At 37.3% G+C, this 22,125-nt stretch carries 24 protein-coding genes, 3 tRNA genes, 1 pseudogene and 1 riboswitch; of the genes and pseudogenes, 9 read left to right on the top strand and 19 right to left on the bottom strand.

Annotated features, from left to right (window positions below; all coding sequences use genetic code 11):
* Positions 1–37: 37 nt before the first annotated feature.
* Positions 38–697, bottom strand: a complete 660-nt coding sequence (gene lipB, locus GGG_RS0106185) for a lipoyl(octanoyl) transferase LipB (protein WP_029574474.1) — start codon at positions 695–697, stop codon at positions 38–40.
* Between the two features lie 221 nt (positions 698–918).
* Here lipB and GGG_RS0106190 point away from each other — a divergent pair, with 221 nt between their 5' ends.
* Positions 919–1,650 carry a CDGSH iron-sulfur domain-containing protein gene (locus GGG_RS0106190; RefSeq protein WP_029574475.1) on the top strand — a complete coding sequence of 244 codons (732 nt, stop codon included), beginning with the start codon at positions 919–921 and terminating at the stop codon, positions 1,648–1,650.
* 83 nt (positions 1,651–1,733) lie between these two features.
* Here GGG_RS0106190 and GGG_RS0106195 read toward each other — a convergent pair whose 3' ends face one another.
* Together GGG_RS0106195 and rpoD are read right to left on the bottom strand one after the other, a co-directional pair.
* Complete coding sequence (locus GGG_RS0106195; RefSeq protein WP_010113134.1) at positions 1,734–2,021, bottom strand: YbeD family protein; 288 nt, start codon at positions 2,019–2,021, stop codon at positions 1,734–1,736.
* 111 nt (positions 2,022–2,132) lie between these two features.
* On the bottom strand, positions 2,133–4,022 hold the full coding sequence (rpoD, locus tag GGG_RS0106200) for an RNA polymerase sigma factor RpoD (protein WP_010113135.1): 1,890 nt from the start codon (positions 4,020–4,022) through the stop codon (positions 2,133–2,135).
* A 389-nt stretch (positions 4,023–4,411) separates the two neighbouring features.
* Between rpoD and GGG_RS0106205 the strand changes: the two genes are divergently transcribed.
* Entirely contained in the window at positions 4,412–4,621 is a 210-nt protein-coding gene (locus GGG_RS0106205) for a PA3496 family putative envelope integrity protein (RefSeq protein WP_010113136.1), read from the top strand.
* A 67-nt stretch (positions 4,622–4,688) separates the two neighbouring features.
* On the top strand, positions 4,689–5,216 hold the full coding sequence (locus GGG_RS0106210; RefSeq protein WP_010113137.1) for a YecA family protein: 528 nt from the start codon (positions 4,689–4,691) through the stop codon (positions 5,214–5,216).
* Between the two features lie 104 nt (positions 5,217–5,320).
* On the opposite strand, the gene tmpT is transcribed toward GGG_RS0106210, so the two are convergent.
* The 4 genes from tmpT to GGG_RS0106230 form a co-directional block, all read right to left on the bottom strand.
* Complete coding sequence (gene tmpT, locus GGG_RS0106215) at positions 5,321–5,962, bottom strand: thiopurine S-methyltransferase (protein ID WP_010113139.1); 642 nt, start codon at positions 5,960–5,962, stop codon at positions 5,321–5,323.
* 51 nt (positions 5,963–6,013) lie between these two features.
* A complete protein-coding gene (locus GGG_RS0106220) occupies positions 6,014–6,616 on the bottom strand; it encodes a DedA family protein (protein WP_034598947.1) in 603 nt (200 codons plus the stop codon).
* A gap of 99 nt (positions 6,617–6,715) precedes the next feature.
* Positions 6,716–7,021 (bottom strand): hypothetical protein, encoded by a 306-nt coding sequence (locus tag GGG_RS19530; protein WP_010113142.1) that lies wholly within the window; start codon positions 7,019–7,021, stop codon positions 6,716–6,718.
* Between the two features lie 250 nt (positions 7,022–7,271).
* Positions 7,272–8,204, bottom strand: a complete 933-nt coding sequence (locus GGG_RS0106230) for a rhodanese-related sulfurtransferase (protein ID WP_010113145.1) — start codon at positions 8,202–8,204, stop codon at positions 7,272–7,274.
* Between the two features lie 236 nt (positions 8,205–8,440).
* Between GGG_RS0106230 and GGG_RS0106235 the strand changes: the two genes are divergently transcribed.
* Together GGG_RS0106235 and GGG_RS0106240 are read left to right on the top strand one after the other, a co-directional pair.
* On the top strand, positions 8,441–8,923 hold the full coding sequence (locus tag GGG_RS0106235) for a DUF1289 domain-containing protein (RefSeq protein WP_010113147.1): 483 nt from the start codon (positions 8,441–8,443) through the stop codon (positions 8,921–8,923).
* 200 nt (positions 8,924–9,123) lie between these two features.
* The gene (locus GGG_RS0106240) at positions 9,124–9,504 is read left to right on the top strand and encodes a DUF2750 domain-containing protein (protein ID WP_010113149.1); all 381 of its coding nucleotides are present in this window, start codon (positions 9,124–9,126) and stop codon (positions 9,502–9,504) included.
* A 50-nt stretch (positions 9,505–9,554) separates the two neighbouring features.
* Here GGG_RS0106240 and GGG_RS0106245 read toward each other — a convergent pair whose 3' ends face one another.
* Positions 9,555–10,127 (bottom strand): TetR/AcrR family transcriptional regulator, encoded by a 573-nt coding sequence (locus tag GGG_RS0106245; RefSeq protein ID WP_010113150.1) that lies wholly within the window; start codon positions 10,125–10,127, stop codon positions 9,555–9,557.
* A 99-nt stretch (positions 10,128–10,226) separates the two neighbouring features.
* On the opposite strand from GGG_RS0106245, the gene GGG_RS0106250 reads away from it, so the two are divergent.
* Positions 10,227–10,757 (top strand): HPP family protein, encoded by a 531-nt coding sequence (locus GGG_RS0106250; protein WP_010113152.1) that lies wholly within the window; start codon positions 10,227–10,229, stop codon positions 10,755–10,757.
* A 102-nt stretch (positions 10,758–10,859) separates the two neighbouring features.
* On the opposite strand, the gene ribB is transcribed toward GGG_RS0106250, so the two are convergent.
* A complete protein-coding gene (gene ribB / locus GGG_RS0106255) occupies positions 10,860–11,519 on the bottom strand; it encodes a 3,4-dihydroxy-2-butanone-4-phosphate synthase (protein WP_010113154.1) in 660 nt (219 codons plus the stop codon).
* A 107-nt stretch (positions 11,520–11,626) separates the two neighbouring features.
* Positions 11,627–11,799: riboswitch (FMN riboswitch) on the bottom strand.
* A gap of 272 nt (positions 11,800–12,071) precedes the next feature.
* Between ribB and GGG_RS0106260 the strand changes: the two genes are divergently transcribed.
* The gene (locus tag GGG_RS0106260) at positions 12,072–13,874 is read left to right on the top strand and encodes a DUF2157 domain-containing protein (protein ID WP_010113156.1); all 1,803 of its coding nucleotides are present in this window, start codon (positions 12,072–12,074) and stop codon (positions 13,872–13,874) included.
* A complete protein-coding gene (locus GGG_RS0106265) occupies positions 13,871–14,488 on the top strand; it encodes a GDYXXLXY domain-containing protein (protein ID WP_010113158.1) in 618 nt (205 codons plus the stop codon). Before GGG_RS0106260 ends, GGG_RS0106265 begins: the two co-directional genes overlap by 4 nt.
* A gap of 83 nt (positions 14,489–14,571) precedes the next feature.
* Here the strand turns inward: GGG_RS0106265 and panD are convergent, their stop codons facing one another.
* From panD to GGG_RS19535, 10 genes and pseudogenes are all read right to left on the bottom strand, one after another.
* Complete coding sequence (gene panD / locus GGG_RS0106270) at positions 14,572–14,952, bottom strand: aspartate 1-decarboxylase (RefSeq protein WP_010113160.1); 381 nt, start codon at positions 14,950–14,952, stop codon at positions 14,572–14,574.
* Between the two features lie 156 nt (positions 14,953–15,108).
* Complete coding sequence (gene pth, locus GGG_RS0106280) at positions 15,109–15,687, bottom strand: aminoacyl-tRNA hydrolase (protein ID WP_010113161.1); 579 nt, start codon at positions 15,685–15,687, stop codon at positions 15,109–15,111.
* Between the two features lie 20 nt (positions 15,688–15,707).
* Positions 15,708–16,004, bottom strand: coding sequence for a 50S ribosomal protein L25 (gene rplY, locus GGG_RS0106285; protein WP_010113162.1), 297 nt, complete (start codon positions 16,002–16,004; stop codon positions 15,708–15,710).
* Between the two features lie 97 nt (positions 16,005–16,101).
* A complete protein-coding gene (locus GGG_RS0106290; protein WP_010113163.1) occupies positions 16,102–17,055 on the bottom strand; it encodes a ribose-phosphate pyrophosphokinase in 954 nt (317 codons plus the stop codon).
* Positions 17,056–17,091: 36 nt separating this feature from the next.
* Positions 17,092–17,166, bottom strand: a tRNA-Gln gene (locus GGG_RS0106295).
* Between the two features lie 104 nt (positions 17,167–17,270).
* Positions 17,271–17,345, bottom strand: a tRNA-Gln gene (locus tag GGG_RS0106300).
* 30 nt (positions 17,346–17,375) lie between these two features.
* Positions 17,376–17,450: transfer RNA gene (locus tag GGG_RS0106305), tRNA-Gln, on the bottom strand.
* A 4-nt stretch (positions 17,451–17,454) separates the two neighbouring features.
* A complete protein-coding gene (gene ispE / locus GGG_RS0106310) occupies positions 17,455–18,282 on the bottom strand; it encodes a 4-(cytidine 5'-diphospho)-2-C-methyl-D-erythritol kinase (protein WP_010113164.1) in 828 nt (275 codons plus the stop codon).
* Positions 18,283–18,303: 21 nt separating this feature from the next.
* Entirely contained in the window at positions 18,304–18,918 is a 615-nt protein-coding gene (gene lolB, locus GGG_RS0106315; RefSeq protein WP_010113165.1) for a lipoprotein insertase outer membrane protein LolB, read from the bottom strand.
* Positions 18,919–18,927: 9 nt separating this feature from the next.
* Positions 18,928–20,630: pseudogene (locus GGG_RS19535) on the bottom strand (tetratricopeptide repeat protein).
* Positions 20,631–20,719: 89 nt separating this feature from the next.
* Between GGG_RS19535 and hemA the strand changes: the two are divergent.
* Positions 20,720–22,009 carry a glutamyl-tRNA reductase gene (gene hemA, locus GGG_RS0106325; protein WP_010113167.1) on the top strand — a complete coding sequence of 430 codons (1,290 nt, stop codon included), beginning with the start codon at positions 20,720–20,722 and terminating at the stop codon, positions 22,007–22,009.
* Positions 22,010–22,125 lie beyond the last annotated feature (116 nt).

Consider the following 22,125-nt stretch of genomic DNA (forward strand, 5'->3'; position numbering starts at 1 on the left):
ATTACTCTAATTTGTTTTAAGATAAAAAGAAAGCGATTTATGTAGAAATGACTTCAACGTCATTAAAGTAACCGCTCTGTTGCAAATATTCAATCACATCATGACATAATTGCTTGTAATCAGGATAATTTTTAACAAGATCACTGACTCGAACCATTTCCAAGCCTGCATAACCACATGGATTAATGGTATGAAAACCATCTAAATTACAGTCAATATTTAATGCTAAACCGTGATAACTACGCCCTTTACGGATTTTAAATCCAAGTGATCCAATTTTTCGCTCATCAACATATACACCGGGCGCATCAGGTTTTGCATAGGCCTCAATATCGTATTTTTTGAGTAAATTAATCATTAGATTTTCGGCATAAGTTACCAGAGTGCGGACATTCCATTTCAATCGATTTAAATCAAACATGAAGTAAATGACCATTTGACCCGGACCATGCCACGTGACTTGCCCGCCACGATCTGATTGCACGACAGGGATATTTGTCGGGATTAAAATATGTTCAGGTTTGCCTGCTTGTCCTTGAGTAAGTACATCAGGATGTTGCAAAATCCAAAGTTGATCCGGAGAATTTTCATCCCGTTGTTCAGTGTAGCTTTTCATTTCTTGAAAACGGTCTGAATAAGGGGTGAGTTCAAGATATTGACGAATAATAAGAGAGGGTTTCAGAACAGCATCATTCACTGACATGCGTCCTTTAAAAATTCAAATAAAATTGATTATAAATAAATTTAGTAAAGAATGGCTAAGTCTTAGGAGATTAAGTCAATATTTCTTCAATTTCTATATCAACATTAACGCAAAATTGAAATGAGAATAATTTTTATCTATTACAAAAAAGCTGATTTAATTTTTTAAAATCGATGCATTCTATAAAAGATAACAACGACATGGAAGATATTAAAATGACAACGCAACCACGTTATATTATTCAAACAGGTACAACCGTAGCACCTGACACTATTTATATTCAAGTCACGAAAGATGGCCCATATTTAGTTCATGGCAGCCCAAAACTATTACAAGTTTTTATTGAAAAGAATGCGTCTGGAAATTCGGGACAATATCGACAAGGTAAAGAATTTAAAGTTCAAGACAAAATGTATTTATGTCGCTGTGGGCACAGTAAAAATGCACCATTTTGTGATGGATCACATTTAAAAGCAGGGGAAGACCTTACAGAAGCAGAGAACTTTGCGCCATTGCTTGAAGGTTCCTCAGAAATTGATGGACCTACTCAAATTTTGACTGATAATGAAAATTATTGTGCGTTTTCAAGATTTTGTGACAATGGAAATCGTGTTTGGAATGAAGTGCAAATGCAGGGAGAAGAACACGAAAAATTGACGGAATTTATGGTACACAATTGTGCTGCTGGACGGTTATTGGTGTGGGATAAGAAAACTTTACAGCCCATAGAAACGGCAGAAGATGCGGGCATTTATCCAATTGAAGATCCTGGGATTGGTTGCAGCGGACCTTTAATGGTACGTGGAGGTGTTCGCGCAGAAAGTGCTGATGGTCGATCTTATGAAATTCGAAACCGTCAAGCATTGTGTCGTTGTGGAAAATCTTCGAATAAACCATTTTGTAATGGCGCACATGCTTCGGTGAAATATCAGGATGGGATTGAATAAACGCTTTGTTGTATTTAAATCTGAAAATTTAAGATAAAAAATAGAGCAACACAATCGCAGTGTGTTGCTCTATTCATTTTGGATCAAAGTGCTGTACGAATATGTTCACAAGCAGCTAGATCAGCATAAAGGGCATGAACTTGTTCAAGTTCTTCAAAACGTAATTGCGCAGTAATCGAATGATACTTGCCTGTACGTGATGGTTGTACAACAAGTGTTGCTTCATCAAATTCTGGGAAATGTTTTACCAAAATTTCTACAACTGCGCCTTTAAGTTCTTCACCCGCATTGCCAATCAGTTTAATTGGATAATCCATTGGAAAAACCCAAAGATCTTCTTGTAATTCGCGAGATGGAGTGCGGTCTAACATATTTCACCTCTAATTTATAGACAAAGCCTGCGAGAATGCAGGCTTTGTGTTTCTCTTAGTTACTAAATGGGGATACTCGATTGTTTTTCAAGTCCTCAAAGTAATCTTAGATTAGTCATTTTCTAAGAAAGAACGTAAGTGTTCTGAACGAGAAGGATGGCGTAATTTACGTAACGCTTTCGCTTCAATCTGACGAATACGTTCACGTGTTACATCAAACTGTTTACCCACTTCTTCTAAAGTATGATCCGTTGGCATATCGATACCAAAACGCATTTTCAATACTTTCGCCTCACGCTCAGTTAAGTTTTCTAAAACTTCACGTGTCGCTTCTTTTAAGCCTTCAGATGTTGCTGCATCCACTGGAGATGTGATGTTGCCATCTTCAATGAAGTCACCAAGATGCGAATCTTCATCATCACCAATTGGTGTTTCCATCGAAATCGGTTCTTTAGCGATTTTAAGCACTTTACGAACTTTAACTTCATCCATTTCCAAACGTTCACCTAACTCTTCAGGTGTCGGTTCACGCCCCATTTCTTGAAGAAGTTGGCGAGATACACGGTTGATCTTGTTAATAGTTTCGATCATGTGTACTGGAATACGAATGGTACGTGCTTGGTCTGCAATCGAACGGGTAATCGCCTGACGAATCCACCATGTTGCATAAGTAGAGAACTTATAACCACGACGGTATTCAAACTTATCCACGGCTTTCATCAAACCGATGTTACCTTCTTGAATCAAGTCAAGGAATTGCAAACCACGGTTGGTGTATTTTTTCGCAATCGAAATAACCAAACGTAAGTTAGCTTCAACCATTTCTTTTTTCGCACGACGTGCTTTTGCTTCACCAATCGCCATACGTTTAGAAATGTCTTTAATTTCTTTCACATTCAGATTCAATTCTTTTTCGATGTCAGCAATCTGTTGTTGGAATGCTAAGACATCAGGACGAACTTTTTCTAAATATGCTTTTGATTCAGCAGGTGCTTTGGCAATTTGTTCATCTAACCAAGCTGGATTTGATTCTTGACCTGGGAATGATGTGCGGAATTGAGTACGATCCATACGACCACGACGAACTGCATAACGCATTACTTCACGTTCAGAAGTACGGATTTGCTCATGCGTACCACGAATCATTTCAGAGATGATGTCGAATAAACGAGGCGTAAATTTAAACATCATAAACACAGCAGCAAGTGACTCAATCGCTTCTTTGCCTTCATCACTATTACGACCGTGTTTAGCAAGTGTTTCTTTGGCATTATTCCAAACAGAGGCTAATTCATCAAAACGAGCTTTAGCAATTTCTGGATCTGGACCTGATTCACCTTCAGAGTCATCATCACCTTCAGACTCTTCTTCTTCGTCATCATCATCCAGTTTTACATCTTTGGTCGGTTTAGCAGATGCACTTTCATCATCTTCTAACTCTTCAGTTTCTTCTTCAATAACTTCTGGAATCACTTCGTCTGATTCAGGATCTAAATAACCTGATAAAATATCGGCAAGACGACGTTCGCCTGTTTCATAATCTTTATATTCTTGCAAAACTACTTCGACTGCATTTGGCCAATATGCAATTGAATGCAGTACATCACGAATACCTTCTTCGATACGTTTGGCAATGCTAATTTCGCCTTCACGTGTCAACAGTTCAACAGTACCCATTTCACGCATATACATACGCACAGGGTCAGTTGTACGACCAGGTTCGTTTTCTACAGAAGCAAGTACGGCAGCAGCTTCCTCTTCTGCAACTTCATCAGCAGCTTCGCTATTCCCTTCGAACATCGTATCATCAGATTCTGGTGCACGTTCGTGTACAGGAATACCAACGTCTTGAAGCATTTGGATAATGTCTTCAATCTGTTCGCTTTCAGTGATCGAGTCTGGGAGATGATCGTTAACCTCAGCGTAGGTTAAGTAACCTTGTTCTTTGCCTCGGCTAATAAGAGCCGCTACTTGTGAAGTAGGGGAATGCATTTCGCTCATCTTTACTCTCTTCTCGTTGAATCAGTGGCAGTAAAAAACCGTGCATAATAGCACAATTCATATCAATAAATCTGTGAATAGCACAGGTATCCCACCAGTGAATTACAGTAAAAAAACTGTCTGGTGAAATATTAAAAAATTTAAATTCAGTGCAATAGGTGGGGTTGAAATTGTTGTTTTCAAGTTCATCCCGTGCGAGTTTCAGTCTGGAATCAATCGTAAAACAGAAAGACGCAGGGTGGATTATATCATGCCATAAAAATTGGTCAGAAAAAAAGCCCCAAAATCGATTTGAATGCGAAAAAAACAAATAAAACTTGACAAGTTTTTAGAACAGGGATAAATAGCGCCTAGACCCATTCACTTTTTTTCATTATGAGGTAGTTTTAGTGTCTTCTACAGATTTTGAACTAGATGATAACTACGGTGATGATGATGTTAGTTTTGATGAGTCATCAAGCAAAATTAGCGCTAAAGAATCCTTAGAAAAGCGTCGTTTAATAGATGACTTACTTGCTCAACGCCGTTTAGAACGCGAATTAAAAGATTTTGATTATGATCTTGATGATGACGATCTTGACGACGATGAAGAAGATTAAAAATACATTGGGCATAGTGTGGGAAAATGCTATGCTTCACCCTGATACACATTGAACTGGAAATAAAATGAGTGCTTTAGATTTAGATCTGTTAAGTGACTATTTAGATGGTGACCAAAATGAATATGGTCTAGATTTTGCTGCGACTCATGGATTTTTGTGTGCGACTGCAGTAGGTCCAACTTTTGATCAATGGCTAGATGAGCTATTTGATAATAATCAAAAGAAAGTACCTGCTGAAATCATTGCGCAAATTAAGGCATGGTTAGATGCAATTCGTCAGAACTTAGCCAATGAAGAAGGGATTGAATTTCCTTTTGAAATTGAAGAAGCAGACGTAGAATCAAGTCTAGGCGACTGGAGCGTTGGTTTTGTAGATGCAATGTTCCTCAATGAAGATGCTTGGTTTGCACCAGAATATGAAGAGCAAGTTGTAGACTTAACCCTACCAATGATGGTGTTCAGTGGTGTGGACGATGAAGATCCTCAAATGGAATCTTTCCGTCGCAATGGACAATTGATGGATGAAATTGCTGAAGAAATTCCAGACAATTTAAATGAAATCTATCTGATGTATCATACGCCAGCGAAGTGATATTTCTTGTGTCGCTATCATTGCGACTCAAGTATCACGCTATCACACAGTAAGCTAAGCTTGCCATTTAATTGCATTGAAAAGCACCTTTCGGAGGTGCTTTTTTATTTCTCAAGTTTAGGTTTTAAATACCACACTTTTTCCATGGCATTTTGCCCTTTAAAACTGTCTGATAAATCAACCTGCTCCAACAGCTTAATCTGATAAGCATGCTGATAATGTTGATGAATTTCAGCTTCAGTTACAGAAAAGGGAGGGCCTTCATAACTATCTTGATCATATTCATAGCTAATGATTAATTGTGGAACATGAGCAAGCTCAATAAGATGAGCTGTGTACTGTTTACGTGTTGTTTCAGGTAAAGCGACCAATGCAGCACGATCATAAATAGCATCAACATGACCCAGTAGATTTTTGTTTAGATGAAAAATATCACCAACAAATAAATCGAGTTGATCATGTTGATAATGAACCAATTCACCGACTTGATGTTGTGTAAATTCAAGTTGTAATTCAAGTATGAGTGCATCAACTGCTTTTTGACTCAATTCAATCGCGACAACACGAAAGCCTTGAGCAAGTAACCAACCGATGTCTAGGGATTTACCACTCAGTGGCATAAAAATACGTGCACCTTTATCCAAGGAAAGGGCAGATAAGTTTTCGAGCAATAATGGGTTAGGTTGTGGCAGATGAAAACCAATTCGATTTTCCTGCCAGCGTTGGTGCCAAAATTGATAATCCATAGAAACCTCATGATTGATTACAAAAGCGATTATCGCTGTATAATATTGATATTATTTAGTTTGATAAAATTTTTTATAGAGCCAAATACAACCAAAAAGAATACACAATGCAATAATCACATAACCTACACGGCTAAAAATTTGTTGCATCAATTCAGTATTATTTCCAAAATAAAAACCAACACAGGCGAGGAATGTTGTCCAAATGACAGTTCCTGATGCGCTGTAACTCATAAACTTCCAGAAGGGCATGCGACTCATCCCTGCTGGAATACTAATCAGAGAGCGAACGGCAGGAACCATACGTCCAAAGAAAACCACACGATGTCCATAATGTTCAAACCAATCTAAGGCCTTTTTAACATCATCTGATTTGATAAAAAGATATTTACCGTATTGGTCAATCCAGTTGAACAGTGCGTCATGTGAGATTTTACGACCAATCCAATACAGTGCAGCAGCGGCAATTAAAGAGCCGATACTTCCTGAAATAATAACGCCAAATAGTGTTAATTGACCTTGTGATGCAGCAAAGCCCGCAGAAGGCATAATAATTTCAGAGGGAATGGGTGGAAAGACATTATCCAAAAACATAAGTAGAGCAATACCGAAGTACCCCAACTGCTCCATGATAGAAATAATCCAATCGGTCATTTTATAAATAAAAATAGGATGTTAGACACATCCTAAGATTTTATTTGATAAATGAACAGTAGGAATTTGTATTTAAAAGATTGTATTCACAAATGCAGCTTAATCTTGAAAATGCAATACGGTATAAATATAGACTTTGCGCAATAAATAACACAAAGCAATGGGAATAAGGATCAGCAATAACGACAGGGTAAAATTGGCTTTGAGACCATATCCGATTGCCATAGCGATGGTAGAACCTGTGACTAAGCCTAAAATCAGGATTAAAAAATGTGGTTGCTGATTTAAGCATTTTTCGAGTTGTAATGGGTCAACACGTTTTCTCAACATGTTTAAGTTATGCAGTACAGCATGATGATGCGTCATCGTTAAATGAGGTGAATATTTTGAAGTCACTTTTTGCATAGCGGTACTCCTAAAATTATTACAACTGATGTATGTGTCACGGTTTTGTGTTGCGTTAAAAAGCTGATTTTATTTAAGTTTATACAAGTAAATTAGCAATGTTGTGGTGAAAAGCAATCACTAAGATTGGTGAACTTTGTTTATTTTTTGTGATTTAAATTTGGCAATAAAAAACCGTAGTTTTAAGGCTACGGTTTGGGTCATTACCAATGAATATTGAAATGATTTTTATTCGATTGTCAGTTTTAAATTAAAGACGTTTACGTTTTGCAGCAACAATTTGTGATTGGCGCATACGGAAGCCTGCTTTTTGTTTCTCCGAAGTTTTATCAATACAGTATTTACATGAAACACCATGTTCATAACTGCTTAATTCAACTTCTTCAGGAAGTAAAGGCCATCCGCAAGCATGGCATTTGGTGTTTAAACCTTCTTCGACACCATGTGTAACGGCTGTACGACCATCAAATACAAAACATTCACCTTCCCACATGCTTTCATCAGCAGGGGTTTCTTCAAGGTATTTTAAAATACCACCTTTAAGGTGATAAACCTCATTAAAACCTTCTTGAAGAAGCAATGATGTTGATTTTTCACAACGAATACCACCTGTACAGAACATCGCAATTTTCTTGTCTTTGTGTTGTTCTAGGTTTTGTTTTACATATTCTGGAAACTCACGGAACGTTTCTGTTTTAGGATCAATTGCACCTTTAAATGTACCCGCTTTGTATTCATAGTCATTACGCGTATCAATCAAAATCACATCATCACGTGCAATCAGTTCATTCCACTCTTTAGGGTCAAGATAATGCCCCACAAGATCACGTGGCTTTACTTCAACACCAAGCGTTACAATTTCAGTTTTAAGTTTAATTTTCATTTTACGGAAAGGTTTTTCATCACTATGCGATTCCTTATATTCCATCGCATTGAAACCTTCACCTAAAAGGAATTGATTTATACAATCAATCGCTTGTCGATCACCTGCAACTGTACCGTTAATTCCTTCACCTGCAACAATTAGAGTTCCACAAAGGTTGATGGTTTTTACCAAATCTAAAAGACGTTGTTGAAGATCGGCAGGATCTTGAACTTCTTTGAATTGATAAAGCGCTGCAACAACCCAACCAGAGGTCGCTTGCTGTTCTACAGGTGCAAGCTGTTCTACAGTAGCGTTCATGGAAAACTCCAAATGTATAATAATAGGATAAAATTTTAGGCGCACATTTTAACGTGATTTATTGGAATATGCGAGAAATCCATACACATTGTAGTGAATTTTTAAGGCAGACAAATTTTATGGATTTAAATACTAAATCTAGTGCTTTAACATTTTTTATATACCATATATAGTATGGCTAAATTGAAATTCAGCATTGAAAATGTGTGCTAGATTGCTTGTTTGAGGAACTTATTTTGAATAGCCAACGTCGTATACCATCATTAACGCCTTGCGCAGGTCGTTGTTCTACGGTATTTGGTGATTCAGTTTGTCGTGGTTGTCGTCGTTTTAACCATGAAGTGATTCAGTGGAATACCTATTCTGCTGAGCAGCGATTGGCTGTGTGGGTACGGTTAGATGCGCAACTTGATCAAATCCTTGTACCTTTATTGCCTTTAGCGGATTTAAAACATGTCGAAGGCTTTATTCATAGCAAACATGTACGTGTTTTGGACACAGCGTCTAAAGGCAGAAAGTATTATCATGCACTTAAAATCTGTGAAAAAAATCGAAATTTAGCCCATGACAGTGGTTTAGGTATTGATTCAAAACAAGTTAAGCCTTTATGGGATGAGTTTGAGCGCAGAGTATTGGCATTGGCGAATGCAAGTTATGATTTTGCTTGGTTAAGAGCAGTTGGGATTCGACAAAGCATTTTACATTTAGAAGAAAATTAATTTTATTATTCATGTGGATAGAGCGATGCTTTAAGGATGTGTTGATTGTTAATGCTGCGTGATTCAAAATTTTAAAAAAGTTTAAACAATTAAAAAATACAATTGTAGGACTGAATTAGAAAATATCTTTGAAATAGTTATTTAAAATTATATATAATGTGACTTGTGTCAAATAAATATTCGTAAAAACGAGAATGATCATGAATGAAGTTAAAGAATTAGAAGCCATTAAACAATTAAAAATTGAAGAAAAGTATGCGTTTTTTATTGAACAAGTGCTAGAAAATGGTGAAATTTGGGGATTGTGCGGAGAAGGATGGGCTTCATTCCTAGATGATGCACAAGGTATTCAAGCTTTTCCAGTTTGGTCAGATAAAACTTTTGCAGAGTTCAATGCTGTTGGTGATTGGGAGGGGTTTAAAGCCACACCTTTTACTGTTCAGCAATTGATTACTGAACTTGCACCTGAACTCGCTCAGGCAAATATTCAGCTTTCAGTGTTTAAATTTCCGCAAGATTCAGGACATTTGATTGCTGCTGAACTGCTTTCAAATACTTTGCGAAACAAGTTGGCATCATAATATTCAATACCTTCATCAATATCTTAATAAATCTTTTTGCTAAAATTGGTTTATTGATGAGCTGCTGAAGGTCGTTCGGTATAATTTTTGATGAGTTGAAGCATTGCAGTTTTTTGCTGTTGGGCAATACCTGAATCAAAGCCTTCAACTAAAAATCTACTGATTAAACCTTCAATGAGATTGTAAAATAAATCGGCTACGACTTGGTCTTGACTCACTTGATGTGAAAAATGATGGATGAATTGTCGTAGCCAAATTTTATGTGCAACTGAAATTTCTATAATTTCAGTATCTTGAATAGAAGACTCAGCGACAGCTCGCACGAATAAACAACCTTTAAAATGATCTTGCTGAAACCAAAGCATATGCCAGTCATAAATTTTGTCTAATGCACCAAGACCCTCAGAATCAGCAACAAATTCAATCAAGCTTTGTCTAAAGCGTAGATCTCGTTGTTTAAGAACTTCTGCAATAAGTTGTTGTTTATTTTTAAAATAAGTATACATGGTTGTTTTAGAGCAACCTGATTCATCACGGATTAAATCCACGCCGACACTGGTAAAACTATGTGCATTAAAAAGTGCTTCGGCAGTCGTCAAAATTTTTGTTGCTGACTTAGACATCACTTGATTCTCAAAATTGATTGTTGAAAACAGTACAGATCTGTACTATTTTAATTTTAGCGCGCTAAAACTCAATAAATCAATCAAGAGGGCATCTCTATGTCAATATTTGCTGGAAAAGAAAAACTAGCCCCAAGGCCGAAAAATCAAGACATGATAAGATGTTTTATTGGGGGAACACTGAGCATTTTTATTTTACTGCTATTGAGTAAGTTATCGCACAACCCATTTATTATGGCGCCATTTGGTGCAAGCTGTGTCATTCTTTATGCTGTTTCACAGTCACCATTAGCACAACCTAGAAATGTGATTCTCGGTCACTTTATTTCAGCTTTGGTCGGAATATGTTTATTGAAATGGTTTGGCAGTAATGTTTTGAGTATCGCAGTTTCTGTAGGTTTGGCCATTACTTTGATGATGTATTTTCGATGTGTACATCCGCCTGCTGGTGCAAATCCATTGGTGATTTTATTAACAGCCAATAGCATTCATTATGATTGGACGTTTTTACTCTTTCCTGTGCTCACTGGATCAATTGCTTTAGTTGCCGTGGCGTATGGGGTAAATAATGTTAAAGCTTCGCAAAAGTGGCCGAGCTATGGTTTGGCATTATGGCGTAGTAAAAATTAAGATTGTGTATCAGCTTGAAGATAGGAAGTAAAAACTAAAAATCCCAGCTTAATGATTTAAACTGGGATTTTAAAGGCTTATCAATTTATAAATAACAATGGTTTAGATGTTATTTTTTAAACGATATTGCACAATTTCTTCAATGGTAATTAAGGTTAAATGATGGGTTTGTGCATAAGCTAAAACTTGTACACCTGAAGCCATTGTGCCATCTAGGTTGGTAACTTCGCATAAAACGCCAGCAGGTTTTAAGCCAGCCATACGGGCTAAATCAATAGAACCTTCGGTATGACCACGACGGGTGAGTACGCCACCATCACGTCCACGGAGAGGGAATACATGCCCCGGACGATTAAGATCGCTTGCAACTGCACCATCTTTAATGGCTGCATGAATCGTTGTGGTACGATCTTGAGCCGATACACCTGTGGTGACGCCTTCAGCAGCTTCGATGGTAATGGTGAAGGCTGTTTTAAACTGACTCGAATTATCATTCACCATCGGTGGTAATTCTAAATGATCAGCAAGTTCTGAAGAAAGCGTTAAACAGACAATACCTGAACCATCACGAATCATACGTGCCATGGTTTCGACATTTAATGTTTCTGCTGCAACAATCAAATCAGCTTCATTTTCACGATCAAAATCGTCCATGACCAAAACAGGTTTGCCTTGGCGCATATCTTCTAAAGCTTGTTCGATGCGTTGATCTGCAGGTGAAAGGGTAGAAAAGAAAATTTCGGGTTGAATTAAACTAGACATTGAAACGCTCTCGTAAAAAATTATACGGTTGAACATTTCAGGACATGAGAAATAGTGGCGTACAAAAACATTTCCAAAATGATGATATTGGAAATTTTTAGCTGTAACGTCGTCTTCTTTCATCCGGACTATACCGTCGGCATTGGCATTTCACCAAATCTGCTCATTGAAAATTTTTCGAAACCCAATAAGCTCGTGGGCTGTTGGCGCATGATTTAAAAAATTAAAAATCAGACCAATTCACCACCGGTGGGGAATTACACCCCGCCCTGAAGCGATGTCTTTTGATTATAGCCCCAAATATTAAGAAAAACAGCGGCATTTTTAGAATGATCAGTTTTATCTATAGAACAATTTTTGCTAAAGCTTTGTTAATCTAAAAATTTAATAATTGCTAAATAGAAACAATATTTTTGATGATTTGAATTAGTATGGAATAAATGTTTAAAAATTAGTCTTGGGTGTAAAGGATTGAACTGGAAATAGGTTGTTCTTTATTAAGATACACACATTTCATCTTCATAAGATAAAAACAAAAGCGAGGAATAAGGATTGATAAAAATTCAAGAACATCACTATCCTTGGAATGCAGCATCATTTGTTAAACATTTACAAGTATTTGGCTTTACATTGATTGCTGTGAGCATGCTGTATTTGGTTGCAGCGAATTGGTTCATGTTGCCACAGACCATGCAGTTGGCAATTCCACAGCTATTATTATTGTTGAGTGCGCTCAGCAGTTTATTGCTTACAAAGCATGATTTCTTGGTGCAGTGTCTACATACAATATGCGGTTTGATGATCGGTTTAAGCTTGGCAGTGATCGGGCAGATTTATCAAACTGGTGCTGATAGTTATTTATTATTTCTGATTTGGTCGGTATTACTTTTGCCATGGTTATATCGACATAATATCGGCATTTTTCTTCTTCTATGTGTGATTAGCCAAATCGCGCTGTTCCTGTTTTTTATACAAACTTTTTGGGGGGATCAGTATCCTAAATTGTTTTTAATTAGTATTCATATATTTGCACTTATTCAATTCTATTTTTGCATTCGATACTATTCGAAATTACGTTATCTGCTTATATTGTGGTTTGCCATACTCTCTATTTGGAGTATGGTGATGTATTTATATACGGATAAAGGCATTCTTTATTTTATATTTTCCTTCGTCTTTTTGGGTATTTTGTTTACCTACTTTTATAAAAATAAAGATCAATTGTGTAGCACACTTTCAGCAGTGGGCTTAGGCATTACATTCACTTTGGTGATTGTTAAAATATTGAGTGATTTCTTTAGCAGTAATGAAGTTTTCCAATTATTTTTTATTGCACTGATTATTTTTGCATGGTTTGCATTGATTACTTATTTATTGATTCGTTTCATTCCCCAGAGCCGATTTAATGCGATTCCGCTTGCTGTTGGTGCATGGATTGCTGGCGCCGTTTTTGCATTGTTGATGCTAACATTCTGGGGGAATTTCTCATTAATTATGGGAGTGGTCTTTGTTGTTATCGCTGCTTATATTTTAAAACTTAAACGCGCAGATCAAATACAGCACGGTCTATTTTTAAGGCAGTTTGCTTATTGTATGTGGATTGCAGGTCAAATCGCAGTAATCTTTCATACATTTGATTTAATCGATCTAATTCTTCCCATTGTAATTTTACAATTGGGCATGCTAATAATCGCTTATTTTATTCGGGCACATTGGTTCTTTATTTTTATTCAAATCTTAGGTTTATATGTAGCAGGTTTTGTCTACATTTTAGATATCCATTCATTTTGGAGTCGGACAAGTTTTTTTGAAAATTTTGCTTATTTAGTGCTTTGGAATTATGTTTTTTATTTTGCCATTCTTGCAATTAAATTCATTCAGCCTAAAGAATATCAACGCAGTTTACTACTTGCAGTTCTAGTGATTATTTTACATTCAATGGGAATTTATACCTTATTGGGCAAATATGAGTTAGCCAAAATTGAGCATATAGCGATACTCACTTATGGTTTACCTATTCTGTGGTTTATTCTTTTTGTCTTTTTACATATCCAAAAGCAATTTCATTTATTCGCAAATATTATCTTGGCATTTTTTGCAGCCGTGTTAATTTTTTATGGTTATTTCGAGATTTTTATTTGTTTAGCCGTCATTTCTTGGGCATTAAAAAAGCAAGATAAAGTAATCTATGCTTTTGCACTGGTGACTTTCGCCTTAATTTTAGGGTTTTTATATTATTCCTTAGAGATGACATTTCTGATTAAAAGCTTCAGTATTTTTATGTCTGGTCTAGTGTTGTTATTGCTGACACTGAGTTTGAATCAATTTAAAAATAAAGAGGAGTTAAGCATATGAAAAAAATAATTCCGCTTTGTTTAGCACTTTTGAGTATTGCTGTATTTTTAGGTTTAATTTTCAAAAATGAATGGCATTTAAAACATAGTCAGAGTATTTATGTACGCTTACAGCCTGTAGACCCGCGTTCGATTCTTCAAGGTGATTATATGAGGCTGAATTATCAACTGTATTTTGCACCTCAAAATTCGATACTTGAAAATACGGATCAGCAAAACACGAATCAGCAAAACATTAACCAAGAAGAGCATATTTTTTCAGGTCATTATTTCGATCAAATCATTCAGAATAAGTCCTCAATCGTGACTTATGTTGAATTGGATCCGCAAAGGCGAGTAATTCATACCAGTTTTGAACCACTTAAAAATGTTCAGATACAGCGACTTGTGCTGCAAAATCCAAACAATCGCTACACGATGCTTTATCCTGCATCGAAGAGTTTCTTATTTGCAGAAGGTTTGGCAGAATGCTATCAACAAGCAGAATATGCAGAATTTAAGGTTGATGAGCAGGGGAATGCGATACTCAATGCATTGAAAGGCAATCAGCTACAGGACTTAGGATGTGAAAAGCAAGCGCATTGGTTAGACAGTTTTGATCGTGCGAAAACCTAATCAATGAGAATGAGCTTTATAGATTTGAAAATAATCAGGTAATAAAAAATCCGCATTTAGCGGATTTTTTTAAACTGTAAAAATTAAGCCACTTGAACTGGAATACAGTTTGCAGTGTGATTTACAGTATTATTTGGATTTGCATAAACAAGACGCGGTTTATGTGCATCAGCTTCAGCATTACTAAAATCGCCAAATGTTGCAATAATTAATAAATCGCCAACATCGGCTTGATGCGCTGCACCACCATTTACAGAAATGATGCCAGAACCTTCTTCACCACGGATAGCGTAAGTTGTGAAGCGCTTACCATTAGTCACGTTCCAAATGTGAATTTCTTCATATTCGCGGATACCAGCTAAATCCAATAGATTACCGTCAATTGCACAAGAACCTTCATAATGTAATTCTGCTTGTGTAACAACACAACGGTGGATTTTTGCTTTTAATAAACGAGATAGCATGATTAGCGTCTCCAGAGTCTAGCCCTTACGATTGTTATTTGGTGTCTATATAACAATTTTCAATAGGGGGATGCATTTGAAAGCGCATTTTGCTCTTAAAAATGTATCATGGCAAGAAAAATTGTTTAACAAAGGATATTTTTTAACTGATCAAAATCAAGGTTTATAAGCATTAATTTGATTCATTGCTTGTTGAATCTGCCCATTGACCAATAATCTTGTTCTGCCCAAAGCATGATGTATTGCATCATCCATCAAAGTTTGTTCACTGCTTGGTGCTTTACCTAAAACATGCCCAGAAACTTTCTCTTTCGCGCCTGGATGTCCTATGCCTATGCGTAAGCGGTGAAAATTAGAACCGATATGTGGAACAATGTCGCGTAGACCGTTGTGCCCACCATGCCCACCACCTGTTTTAAGACGAATTACGCCCGGATCCATATCCAGTTCGTCATGGGCAATGAGAATTTCTTCAGGTTTAATTTGATAGAATTTGGCAAAGGGTACAACACTTTGACCAGAGAGATTCATGAAGGTTGTGGGTAACAATAGACGAACGTCTTGACCTTCAATATTACCACGACCACTAATCCCTTTATATTTAGAATCAGTTTTTAAGTGGATGCCATATTGCTCTGCAAGGCGTTCTACAAACCAGAAGCCTGCATTATGGCGGGTTTGGGCATATTCCGAACCGGGATTACCCAAACCGACAATCAGTGAAAGTTTACTCACTCATTTACACCATTAAATACTTATGCGCGTTTGAAATCTGCGTGCATAGGAGTATTTTTAGCTGGGTGACGTTGTAAAGCTTGGATTTTAACGCTTTCAGCTTTACCGTCGATGTTTACTTCAATTACTTCTTCAAAGAAAGCATTGTTTTCTAAAGCTTTAACAAGTTCACGAAGCTCTAAAGTTACAGCTACAGGCTCAGCAGCACCACCATAGATGATTGCTGGAACTTTATTTTGCAGACGAAGGCGGCGGCTCGAACCTTTCCCTTGAACTGCTTCTTCACGTGCTACTGCATTTAATACGAAGTTTGCCATGATGACATTTCCTCATTGAGTTTAATTAGACTGAACTTTCGACCAGCTCAGTGATAGAAAGCCCCACCAAAGGGTAGGGCTTTGAAAATTTGCGCTATTATAGATAAGAATCGAACATCGCGCTAATAGATTCTTCGTTGTTAATACGACGAATTGTTTCTGCAACCATACTTGCTACAGAAACTTGGCGAATCTTACCAAGCTGTAAAGCTTCATCTGATAATGGAATTGTGTCAGTTACGACCAATTCATCAATTACAGATTTGCTTAAATTTTCAAGTGCTTTACCTGAAAGTACTGGGTGTGTTGCATAAGCAACAACTTTGCGAGCACCGAAAGTTTTCAATGCATCAGCAGCTTTACACAAAGTACCTGCAGTATCAACCATGTCATCAACAATAACACAGTCACGATCACGTACATCACCAATCAAATGCATCACTTGTGATTCATTCGCTTTTTGACGACGTTTATCAATAATTGCAAGATCGATATCGCCCATTTGTTTTGCAACAGCACGCGCACGTACTACACCACCAACGTCAGGTGAAACCACCATCAAGTTGTGATGTTGTTGTTGACGTAAGTCAGCAAGCAAAGCAGGAGTACCGTAGATGTTATCTACAGGAATATCGAAGAAACCTTGGATCTGGTCTGCATGCAAATCAATCATTACAACACGATCAATTCCAACAGTTGTTAGCATATCTGCAACAACTTTAGCTGTAATTGGTACACGAGTTGAACGAGGACGACGGTCTTGACGAGCATAACCGAAGTAAGGAATCACAGCAGTAATACGACCCGCACTTGCACGACGCAAAGCGTCAGCCATAACTAAGATTTCCATCAGGTTATCATTCGTTGGGGCACAAGTAGGTTGCACGATAAATACGTCTTTACCACGTACGTTTTCAGTAATTTCGACAGTGATTTCACCATCAGAAAATTTACCTACAGCGGCAGCACCCAAAGGGATGTGCAAGTGGCTAACGACTTTTTGGGCGAATTGTGGATGCGCAGTTCCACTAAAAACGACAAGATTGGGCATGAAGCACCCTTGGCGGTTGGCAAATTTGAAATTAGATGGCAGGGGCGGCTGGATTCGAACCAACGGATGCCGAGATCAAAACCCGGTGCCTTACCACTTGGCGACGCCCCTAATGCGAGCAGAACTTTAATATTTTTACTGTTCACTGTCAAGGTTTTTAACAAAAAACCAAGTCAGAATAACCAATAAATTGTTCTGTCTTTTGAACTTGAAAATGGCAGGGGCGGCTGGATTCGAACCAACGGATGCCGAGATCAAAACCCGGTGCCTTACCACTTGGCGACGCCCCTAAAAATACAACGATCTACAGATGAAAATGATGGCAGGGGCGGCTGGATTCGAACCAACGGATGCCGAGATCAAAACCCGGTGCCTTACCACTTGGCGACGCCCCTATCATTACACTTTAAAATGAATGAGTGGTGATTCATTCAAGCTGTTCACCAAATAGGCTCTACAGGGTGAATGATTTAAAATATCATCAATCTTCATTTGTTCAGTGATTTCAACAAAAACACAAGCACCTGTACCTGTAAGCTTTGCTTTACCGAACTGATCTAAGTATTGCATTGCTTCATCGACTTCAGGATATAAACTTCTTGCCAGTGGCTCAAAGTCATTTCTAAAATCAGATGGCTTTAGCTGATAGGCGCAAAATTTAGTAGGCTTCGTATCTCTTGTCAATGTTTTTTGTGAAAAAAGTAATTGAGTGCTGATAAAACAATCAGGTTTTAACACAATGTATTGTTTTTGATCTAAGTCTATGAATGTTAAGTGTTCACCAATACCTTCTGCCCATGCATTACGACCATGGACAAAGATTGGGACATCTGCACCCAGTTTAACACCAAGTTCTGCTAATTGTTCAGTATTTAATCCGCAATGCCACAGTTGATTGACCACAATCAACGTTGTTGCTGCATTGGATGAACCACCACCCAAGCCTGCACCCATTGGAATATTTTTTTCAATACGAATATTTAATCCCGATATGTTTTGAGCATAAGGTTTTAAGATTTGTATGGCTTTGTAGATTAAATTTTGTTCTTGATCGACATCGCTTAAACCATCAATGTGAATCGCAGGATCATTTGTTTGCGTAAATTCAAGCCAATCAAACAAATCGATCAGCTGAAAAATACTTTGCAATTCATGGTAGCCATTTTCACGACGACCCGTAATATGCAAAAAAAGATTCAACTTAGCAGGCGAGGGAACTCGAATCATAGTATGAGGAACTTAAATAAATTAACGATTTTGAATGACCATTGTAATACGGTTTTCCTGATTTGCTTCAAGCTGTTGCTTTAAAATCAATTTATTTGGCAATGTCGCTTGATCTTTATAACTGAAATCTACAGTCCAACCATCTTCAATGATTTGTGAAATTCGTTGAGTTTGGTCACGAGAGATTTGTGCATTTTCAGTGGCTGGAACAGCTTGAACCCAGTCTACGATATGCGTAATTGGCGCAACCCAACCTGTTGCTTTTTCGAGTAATTCTTCAGGATTTTCAGCCGATATCAACCCCGTTTTTGAACTATTTAGGGTGACTTCACCTGATTTACCTTCAATAACAGTTTTACCAATACCTAAGATTCCGCTCAATTGGATATTAAAATCTTGTTGATCCTGTACCCATGTATAGAATGCGCTGCCTGATTGTTTCGGTGTTTTAACACCAATTTTCCCTTCCAAATTGAATTGGTTAGATGGCTTTTCAATCACGATATCGGTTGTTGCAGAAGTTGGTGCGCCTACCGTAGTTGAGGTCTGTGTAGGTTTAACCACTTGCTGACAACCTGTAAATGCCAGACTGGTGATAGCGATAAGGGGAAATGCAATGTGCTTGAAGTTGCGCATAAAGGGCCATTAACTCTTTTTAATATGTTGCGGTAATATTAATGAATCTAATTGATTTAATTGAGGATCATTTGGATGATTTTGTTTGAGTTGTTGTAACACTTCATTAAATTGCGCTAAAGAACCTTGCATATACAAAGATTTTGCATAGCGCACTCCAATGTTAATGCTATGACTCAATTGATAAGCTTTGGCTAAGATTTGCGAAGATGCTTCAAAATCATTTTGTAAAAAAGTGATATAGCCAAGCGTATCCAAAATCGAAGCTTGTTCAGGTGCAAATTCCAATGCATGTTCTGCATAAGAGCGTGCTTCACTTAAACGTCTATTTTGTAAAGCCAGTGTATAAGCGTAGGCATTTAAGTATGTCGGGCTATTAGGCTCTAAAGTCAATAATTGCTTTAAGGCTTTATCTAAACGATCACGATCTTCAAATGGATCAAGTAAAAGCACTTCTGAATATAAAATTTCAGGATCATCAGGCAAGTTTTTAACAGCTTCATTCAATAATCGCAGTGCTGCTTGTTTATTGCCCATACGTCTTAAAATTTCAGCTTGAGCCTGATATAAAAAGCTCGCATGTTGAGGATAATTCACACGTTCTTGCGTTAAAAAGCGTAAAGCATCATTTACTTTGTTTTGACGTTCATAAATCGAAATCAAATTACGACGTGAAACGGTATATAAATTTCCATCGACCAAACGATAGTAAGCTTTGGCAGTTTCGTCATTTTGTTTTCGTTCAGCATTGACTGCGAGATAGAAGTAAGCTTCGTTTTGATAGCGAGATGAATAACGTAACTCAACCAAATATTGCTCAGCTTGATCAAATTTCTTTAAATCAATTGCGGTTAAGCCTGCGATAAATAAAGCTTCTTCCGCATCTGGCCAATGTTCAATAATATTTTCAAGCTTTTCTAAGGCTAATTCATCTTGTTGTATTTTGATTAAATACTTCACTTCAGCCAAACGGATATCTAAATTATATTTGTTCTTTTTACTGCTACGTGCATACCAGTCCAAAGTTGCTTCTTGATCGCCTAAAGCTTCAAGCAAATTGGCTTTCATTAGAATAAAGCCTGTGACTTTTGGTCGTTTACGCAAGGCTTTATTGACAGTTTTTAAAGCTTGTTCAATTTCATCATTTTGTGCTTCTAAGCCAGCAATCAAAATCAGAACAGATGGATTATTTTTTCTTTACTTGCTGTTAATGTATTCAGCAAGTTTTGGCGATCTTCTTCAGATTCAGGTGAAATTCCTTCTAAAATCTTTTCAAGATCAGCATTTTGATCAATATTCAAAATGCTGTCTAAGGTTTCAGCAGCCAACTCATATTCATGTGATTTAAGTGCAATATGCGCCAAATAAAATTTTGCAGGAACGTCTTCAGGCTCTTGTACAACCCAATGAGTCGCGATATCCAAAGCTGCTTGTAAATCATTTTGTTCAATAGCAACATTCAAGGCGCGTTGCTTAATCGTGGTGGAATTACTGCGAATCGCAAGGACAGTATAGTTATGTAGTGCAGTTGCTGTATCATGATAAGCCAGTGAAAATTCAGCAATCATGCTTTGTTTTAATGCATTTGTATTATATTTTGTATGATAAAATTCTCCAGATGCTCTAATATGAGCACTAGAAGCCATGCTACCTACAAGTAACAATGTGGTAGAATATTGCTTAATTGTCGAGCCGCTTAAGCGGTTGTTTATTTGACGCAATTTTTTTCCGAATCCAAGTAATGCTTTCTATGACACCGTTATTGCACAATAGCATAAATTTAGCGAAATGATGATCTGATATGTCTTTCTTTGCATTGGGTGTCAACCATCAAACAGCTTCTGTTGAGTTGCGAGAACAAGTTGCTTTTAATCCTGAACGATTAAAAGATTTACTTGCACAGCAAAGTCATCATCAAAATCTGAATGATATGGTGGTGGTTTCAACCTGTAATCGTACCGAAGTTTACGCCATGGCTGAAAATGCTGATATGGTATTGCATTGGCTTGCCCAAACAAACGGTATTGATGTAAAGCAATTGTCAAATCATGTATATCGTTATGAAAATACCGATGCGGTTTCACATCTCATGCGTGTAGCGAGTGGTTTAGATTCATTGATGTTGGGTGAGCCTCAAATTCTCGGTCAAGTCAAAACAGCCTTAGCTTTAGCCAAAGATGCTGACATCGTTTCACAAAATTTAAGTCAAATCTTCGAATATGCATTTTATGCAGCAAAGCGTGTACGTTCAGAAACTGCTGTCGGAAGTCATGCCGTTTCTATGGGCTATGCTGTTGCACAACTTGCGCTTCAAGTCTTTAGTAAACCGAATCAGCTCACGGTGATGGTGGTTGCAGCGGGTGAAATGAATAGCTTAGTTGCTAAACATTTGGCAGAGATGGGCGTTGCGAAAATTTTGATTTGTAATCGAAGTGTTGAACGTGCTGAACATTTAGCACAAGAAATTGCACATCGTGTTGAAGTTGAAATCATTCCATTTACTGAGCTTGCAGAAAATTTATATCGTGCTGATGTGATTTCTAGCTGTACAGGTAGTTTACATCAAGTGATTGCCTATAAAGATGTGAAAGTGGCACTTAAAAAACGTCGTTATCAACAAATGCTTATGGTTGATTTGGCTGTACCACGTGATATTGATCCAAAAGTTGAAAGTTTGGATGGCGTTTATCTGTATGGCGTCGATGATCTGCAAAGTGTGATTGATGAAAATTTAGCGCATCGTCGTCAGGCAGCGGTTGAAGCAGAAGTGATGGTGAATCAATTGGTCACTCAATTGGTAACACATCAAAAGATTCATCAAGCAGGCAGTACAATTCAGCAATTTCGTGAACATGGTGAAGAACAACGCCAGATGGAGTTGTCGCATGCTTTAGAGCGAATTCAGGCAGGTGAAGATACTCAAGATGTTCTTGAAGATTTTGCACATCGTTTGACGCAGAAGCTCTTGCATCCTTCTTCAATTTTATTACGCCAAGCAGCGAAGGATGAAGATCCTTCACATTTTGAATGGTTGAAAGAAAGAATTCAGGATATTTTTGAGCAAGAACGAAAGCCTAAGAACATAAAATAATTTTCTCTCTATGTGAGAGATTTAATTTACCTATAAAATCTTTTTATTTTCAAACAAATATGACCTCATCTTTATCATTTAAAGTTTAAATGAACATACTAGATATCTTGCAAAAG

The sequence above is a fragment of the Acinetobacter sp. P8-3-8 genome (assembly GCF_000214135.1).
In the GTDB taxonomy this organism is placed as follows: Bacteria; Pseudomonadota; Gammaproteobacteria; order Pseudomonadales; family Moraxellaceae; genus Acinetobacter.

What these genes read in the sequence shown, in the direction of transcription:
- GGG_RS0106190 (WP_029574475.1), top strand. Translation starts at nt 919, where the DNA reads ATGACAACGCAACCACGTTATATTATTCAAACAGGTACAACCGTAGCA.
- GGG_RS0106195 (WP_010113134.1), bottom strand. Translation starts at nt 2,021, where the DNA reads ATGTTAGACCGCACTCCATCTCGCGAATTACAAGAAGATCTTTGGGTT.
- rpoD (WP_010113135.1), bottom strand. Translation starts at nt 4,022, where the DNA reads ATGAGCGAAATGCATTCCCCTACTTCACAAGTAGCGGCTCTTATTAGC.
- GGG_RS0106210 (WP_010113137.1), top strand. Translation starts at nt 4,689, where the DNA reads ATGAGTGCTTTAGATTTAGATCTGTTAAGTGACTATTTAGATGGTGAC.
- tmpT (WP_010113139.1), bottom strand. Translation starts at nt 5,962, where the DNA reads ATGGATTATCAATTTTGGCACCAACGCTGGCAGGAAAATCGAATTGGT.
- GGG_RS0106220 (WP_034598947.1), bottom strand. Translation starts at nt 6,616, where the DNA reads ATGACCGATTGGATTATTTCTATCATGGAGCAGTTGGGGTACTTCGGT.
- GGG_RS19530 (WP_010113142.1), bottom strand. Translation starts at nt 7,021, where the DNA reads ATGCAAAAAGTGACTTCAAAATATTCACCTCATTTAACGATGACGCAT.
- GGG_RS0106230 (WP_010113145.1), bottom strand. Translation starts at nt 8,204, where the DNA reads ATGAACGCTACTGTAGAACAGCTTGCACCTGTAGAACAGCAAGCGACC.
- GGG_RS0106240 (WP_010113149.1), top strand. Translation starts at nt 9,124, where the DNA reads ATGAATGAAGTTAAAGAATTAGAAGCCATTAAACAATTAAAAATTGAA.
- GGG_RS0106245 (WP_010113150.1), bottom strand. Translation starts at nt 10,127, where the DNA reads ATGTCTAAGTCAGCAACAAAAATTTTGACGACTGCCGAAGCACTTTTT.
- GGG_RS0106250 (WP_010113152.1), top strand. Translation starts at nt 10,227, where the DNA reads ATGTCAATATTTGCTGGAAAAGAAAAACTAGCCCCAAGGCCGAAAAAT.
- ribB (WP_010113154.1), bottom strand. Translation starts at nt 11,519, where the DNA reads ATGTCTAGTTTAATTCAACCCGAAATTTTCTTTTCTACCCTTTCACCT.
- GGG_RS0106265 (WP_010113158.1), top strand. Translation starts at nt 13,871, where the DNA reads ATGAAAAAAATAATTCCGCTTTGTTTAGCACTTTTGAGTATTGCTGTA.
- panD (WP_010113160.1), bottom strand. Translation starts at nt 14,952, where the DNA reads ATGCTATCTCGTTTATTAAAAGCAAAAATCCACCGTTGTGTTGTTACA.
- rplY (WP_010113162.1), bottom strand. Translation starts at nt 16,004, where the DNA reads ATGGCAAACTTCGTATTAAATGCAGTAGCACGTGAAGAAGCAGTTCAA.
- GGG_RS0106290 (WP_010113163.1), bottom strand. Translation starts at nt 17,055, where the DNA reads ATGCCCAATCTTGTCGTTTTTAGTGGAACTGCGCATCCACAATTCGCC.
- ispE (WP_010113164.1), bottom strand. Translation starts at nt 18,282, where the DNA reads ATGATTCGAGTTCCCTCGCCTGCTAAGTTGAATCTTTTTTTGCATATT.
- lolB (WP_010113165.1), bottom strand. Translation starts at nt 18,918, where the DNA reads ATGCGCAACTTCAAGCACATTGCATTTCCCCTTATCGCTATCACCAGT.
- hemA (WP_010113167.1), top strand. Translation starts at nt 20,720, where the DNA reads ATGTCTTTCTTTGCATTGGGTGTCAACCATCAAACAGCTTCTGTTGAG.